Annotated in this window: 3 protein-coding genes and 1 pseudogene; 2 read left to right on the top strand and 2 right to left on the bottom strand. The window is 66.3% G+C overall.

The window, feature by feature from the left end; translation table 11 throughout:
* Window positions 1–699 (top strand): annotated as a pseudogene (locus AAG799_RS22340) (MFS transporter); the annotation flags it as partial.
* A 93-nt stretch (window positions 700–792) separates the two neighbouring features.
* On the top strand, window positions 793–2,025 hold the full coding sequence (locus AAG799_RS22335; RefSeq protein WP_341899284.1) for a glycoside hydrolase family 2 TIM barrel-domain containing protein: 1,233 nt from the start codon (window positions 793–795) through the stop codon (window positions 2,023–2,025).
* Window positions 2,026–2,152: 127 nt separating this feature from the next.
* On the opposite strand, the gene AAG799_RS22330 is transcribed toward AAG799_RS22335, so the two are convergent.
* Together AAG799_RS22330 and AAG799_RS22325 are read right to left on the bottom strand one after the other, a co-directional pair.
* Window positions 2,153–2,629 carry a chemotaxis protein CheW gene (locus AAG799_RS22330; protein WP_341899283.1) on the bottom strand — a complete coding sequence of 159 codons (477 nt, stop codon included), beginning with the start codon at window positions 2,627–2,629 and terminating at the stop codon, window positions 2,153–2,155.
* 1 nt (window position 2,630) lies between these two features.
* Window positions 2,631–4,736, bottom strand: coding sequence for a methyl-accepting chemotaxis protein (locus AAG799_RS22325; RefSeq protein WP_341899281.1), 2,106 nt, complete (start codon window positions 4,734–4,736; stop codon window positions 2,631–2,633).
* Window positions 4,737–4,763 lie beyond the last annotated feature (27 nt).

Genomic DNA, 4,763 nt, shown 5'->3' with positions numbered 1-4,763 from the left:
TTCATGCCGCTGGTGCTGCAGATGATCTACCAGATGTCGGCCGGCGATTCCGGCCTGATGCTGATCCCGCTCACCTGCACCAGCGTGATGGGCGCCATCACCGCCGGCCAGCTGGTGTCGCGCACCGGCCGCTACAAGCATTTCCCCGTGCTGGGCATGAGCATGGTGCTGGCCGCCATGCTGCTGCTCGCCACCATCACCGCCGCCACGCCGCTCTGGCTCACCGGCATCTATATGGGCCTGTCGGGCTACGGCATCGGCCTGTTCATGCCGGTGATGCTGATCTCGGTGCAGAATTCGGTGGAACAGCGCGACCTCGGCGTCGGCACCGCCTCGGTGTCGTTTTTCCGCTCGATGGGCGGCTCGTTCGGCGTGGCGCTGTTCGGCGCCGTGCTGATCGCCCGTCTCGACCAGCTGATTGCCGCCCTGCCGGGCCATGAAGCCCTCGGGCCGCAACCGGCGGTGCAGCTGCTGCGCGCCGGCCCGGCCGCCCTGGCCGCGACACCGCCGGCGCTGCGCGATGCTGTCGGCCTGGCGCTGACCGATGCCTTCCACACCGTGTTCTGGCTTGGCGCCGGGATCGCGGCCCTGGCGCTGGGCATCATTGTCTTCCTGCGCGAGACACCGTTGCGCGGCGGCCCGGTGCAAGCCGCTCGCAAGACCGATCCGGCCGCCAGCATCGGGGCGCCGGCGGACTGATCCGGTGCGGCATCCAAGCTTATCCACACAGGGATTGTCGCGGCTGCCTCAAAGCGCTTGCAAGCTCCGGGGCTTCCCGGCATGAGTCACGCCATGCTCCGCATCCTGCTTACCCTGTGCTTCATTGCGCCGCTCCTGGCGTCGCACCCTGCCGCTGCCGCCAATGTGGTGGTCGACCGCGATGGCCTGCTGGTCGATGGCAAGCCCTTTGCCGTGGTCGGCGCCGCCGGCCAGACCCGCTTCGGCCTGCTCAAGCAGCTCGGCGCCAATACGGTGCGCACCTATGGCGATGAAACCGGCTATGTGCTGGACGAGGCGCAGAAGGTCGGCCTGAAGGTGATCGCCGGCTTCTGGCTGGAACATCCGCGCCGCGGCTTCAGCTACCGCGATCTCGCCCAGGTCGGGCCGCAGCTGCAGAAGCTCACCGAGTTCGTCAATCGCTACAAAAACCACCCGGCCCTGCTGATGTGGGCTCTGGGCAACGAGGTCGAGGCCGAACTGGCCGATGACAGCCAGGTCTGGACCGGTATCGAGGAGGCGGCCAAGATCGTGCGCCGGCTCGATCACCATCACCCGACGATGGCGGTGCTGGCCGAGGCCGGCAATGACAAGGTCGTGCGCCTGCGCCGCCATGCGCCCAGCATCCAGGTGCTTGGCGTCAACTCCTATGGTGACGCCCTGCCCTCGCTGCCCGGCCGTGTGCGCGCGCAGGGCTGGAAGGGTCCGCTGATCGTCACCGAGATGGGCCCGATGGGCCAGTGGCAGGCCAAGCGCACGCCCTGGGGTGCTGCGATCGAACCCAGCAGCGATGAAAAGGCGGCGATGCTGTCGCGTTGGTTCACCGCGCTGCAGCCCGAAGTGCAGGGCCAGATCGTGTTCTACTGGGGCCAGAAGCAGGAAGTGACGCCAACCTGGCACAGTCTGCTGCTGCAGGGTGGCGAATATACCAGAACCGCCGAGGCGATGGCGGCAGCCTGGGGCGGCAACACGCCGCAGGGCAACCGCGCGCCGCGCATTTCGCTGTTCCGCTTTCCGCAGGGCAATGAATGGAACAAGGACCAGACCGTGCGCGCCGAGATCGCGGTGGAAGATCCCGACAACGACCAGGTCGGCGTGGTGTGGCAGGTGATGGCCGAAAGCACCGACCTGAAAACCTCTGGCGATGCCGAAGCGGTGCCGCCGGTGTTTCCGCAGGCCGTGCGCGACCCCGGCCCGAAAGGCGCCGCCATCACCGGGCTGCAGCCCGGCCACTACCGCCTGTTCGTCACCGTGCGTGACGGCAAGGGCGCGGCGGCCACGGCGAATCTGCCATTCAGAGTGAAGTAAGCCAGGCAAAGAAAAAGGCGGACGCCAGGATCAATACCTGGGCGCCCGCCTTCCGCCTCTGCGGATGCTGTACTCTTACGCTACTCTGACTCTGTACTGGTACTCATACTCTTACTCACTCGTACTGTTACGCAGCAGCATCCAGCAGGGGTGTCTCGGGTGCATTCAGCGCAGCCGTCACGGTGCGGCCCTCGACCAGGCGGTCGAGATCGAGCAGCGACACCATGCGTTCCTCGCGCGCGGCCAGCGCGGTGAGGAAGCCATGCTCGGCATCCGCCACCGTATCGGGCACCGGCTGCAGCTCGGCCTCATCCAGCGAAACGATATCCGACACCGCATCGACCAGCAGGCCATACACACCGGCCTGCGCCTCGACGATGATCACCACGTGATTGGCCGTCGGCGGCGGCGCATCGGCATTGAGCCGGACGCGCAGATCGAAGATCGGCACCACCTCGCCGCGCAGGTTGACCACGCCGCGCACGCTGGTCGACGCATTCGGCAGCGGCGTTTCCTTGGTCCAGCCGCGGATTTCGCGCACGCTCAGGATATCGACACCGTAATCCTGGCCGGAGATGGCAAAGGTCAGATATTCGCTGCTCATCTCAGAATTCCTCCCAGGTGTCGCCTTCGGCCTTCAGCGCGGTGTTGCCGGAAACGGTCATGGCGACAGGGGCTGACTTAGCGCGCGCGGCCGGCTTTGTAACCGGGCGTGTTGTCGCAGGCGGCGCAAGCTTGGCTGTGGCGCGCGGCTTCACCGTCACCACATTGCTCTTGCTGGCCGCGGCGACCGCCGTTTCACCGGTGCGGAAGAAACCGACCAGATCGGCCAGTTCCTGGGCCTGGCCCGACAGGGCCTGCGCCGCCGCCGAGGTCTCTTCCACCAGGGCGCCGTTGCGCTGGGTGGTTTCGTCCATGCTGGCCACGGCCGTGTTGATCTGGTCGAGGCCAGTGGCCTGTTCGCGCGAGGCGGCGGCGATCTCGGCGACGATATCCGCCACCTTCTTCACCGCACCCACGATCTCGTCCAGGCTGCTGCCGGTCTGCTGCACCAGGCTGGCACCGCTGCGCACCTGCGCATTCGACTCCTGGATCAGGCCCTTGATGTCCTTCGACGCCGAGGCCGAGCGCTGCGCCAGCGCGCGGACTTCCTGGGCGACAACGGCGAAGCCCTTGCCGGCCTCGCCGGCGCGCGCCGCTTCCACGCTGGCATTCAGTGCCAGCAGGTTGGTCTGGAAGGCGATCTCGTCGATCAGGCCGACGATGTCGCTGATCTTCTGCGCGCTCTGCTCGATGCCGTTCATCGCGGTCACCGCATCGGTCACCACGCGACCGCCCTTTTCCGCCGTGCTGCGCGCCACGGTGGCGAGCTGGTTGGCGGCCTGGGCATTGTCGGCATTCTGCTTCACGGTGGCGGTGATCTCATGCATCGACGCGGCGGTCTCCTCGATCGAGGCGGCCTGGCTTTCGGTGCGGCTGGCCAGATCCTGGCTGCCCGCAGAGATTTCACCCGAGGCATCGCGCACCGCCGAGGAGGCATTGCGCAGGCGGCCGGCGAAATCCTTCAGCGTATGGGCCATGCGGTTGACGCTGTCTTTCAGCGTGCCGAACACGCCGGCATAGTTGCCCTCGACATGCTTGGTCACATCGCCATCGGCCAGCGCCGCGGTGATGGTGTCGAGTTCGCCGGTCATGGTCTTCAGCATGCTGGCCAGGCCATTCAGCTTCTGGCTCATGGTCAGCAGGAAGCCATCCTTGTCGGCTTCGTTCAGCCGCATGTCGAGGTCGCCGCTGGCGATCTTGTCGCACAGTTCGGAAATCTCGGCGATGGCGGCACGCTCGCGCGCCTCGCGGGCGTCGCGCTCGGTGGCCTGCTGCTGGCGCTGGGCTTCGATCTGCTGCTCGGCTTCGGCACGCGCCACCATGTTGTCCTTGAACACCTGCACGGTCTTGGCCATGGCGCCGATCTCATCGGTGCGCTGGGCGCCGTTCACGGCAACACCCAGGTCGCCATCGGCCAGCTTGCCCATGGTGCCGGTGATGCGGGTGATCGGCCGGGTGATGGTGACGATCACGATCACGGCAGCCAGCAGCACGGCCAGCAGCAGGCCGATCACCGTGGTCCAGATCATGGTCGGGCGCTGCACATGGTAGAAGTCGCTGAGCTTGTCGTTCATCTCAGCGACCGCCTTAGCGTTGCGCTCGGCGGCATTGCGCAGGGTCTCGATCACGCCATCGCGCTGCTTCAGCACGGCCGGTGCGCGGCCGATTTCGCGGGCGGCTTCAACGCCGTCGCTCTGCACGGTGGCGATGATGGCGCGGCGGTTGGTGAAATAGGCCTGCAGCGGCGCCTTCACGCTCTCGCCGAAGGTCTTCTGGGTTTCCGGCGGCAGCAGGCTTTCCCAGTAGGTCAGGATTTTCTCGACAGCACCGATCTCGGCATTCATCGCCTCGATCAGCGCCTTCAGCTTCTCGCCGTCCTCTGCCGCATAGATTTCCAGCGTGATGCCGCGGGTATTGATGATGCGGGCCAGTACACGCTCGCTGATCAGGGCGCGCTCGCTGAGCGCACCCATCTGGTTGCTCTGGTCTTCGTAGCGGTCCATCGAGTAGATGCCCATCCAGCCGATGCCGGTGGTGAGCAGGGCCATGATGGCGATGACGAGGTAAATCCGGGGGCCGATTTTCAGCCATGAGAAGAGGCGACGCATAAAAGTCTCCTGAAGCCGCGCGCGCTT

It is taken from the genome of Ferrovibrio terrae, from assembly GCF_943371255.1.
Taxonomy (GTDB): Bacteria; Pseudomonadota; Alphaproteobacteria; order Ferrovibrionales; family Ferrovibrionaceae; genus Ferrovibrio; species Ferrovibrio terrae_B.
The sequence above is the reverse complement of the archived record's forward strand: the minus strand, read 5'-3'. Positions and strand labels throughout refer to the sequence as shown.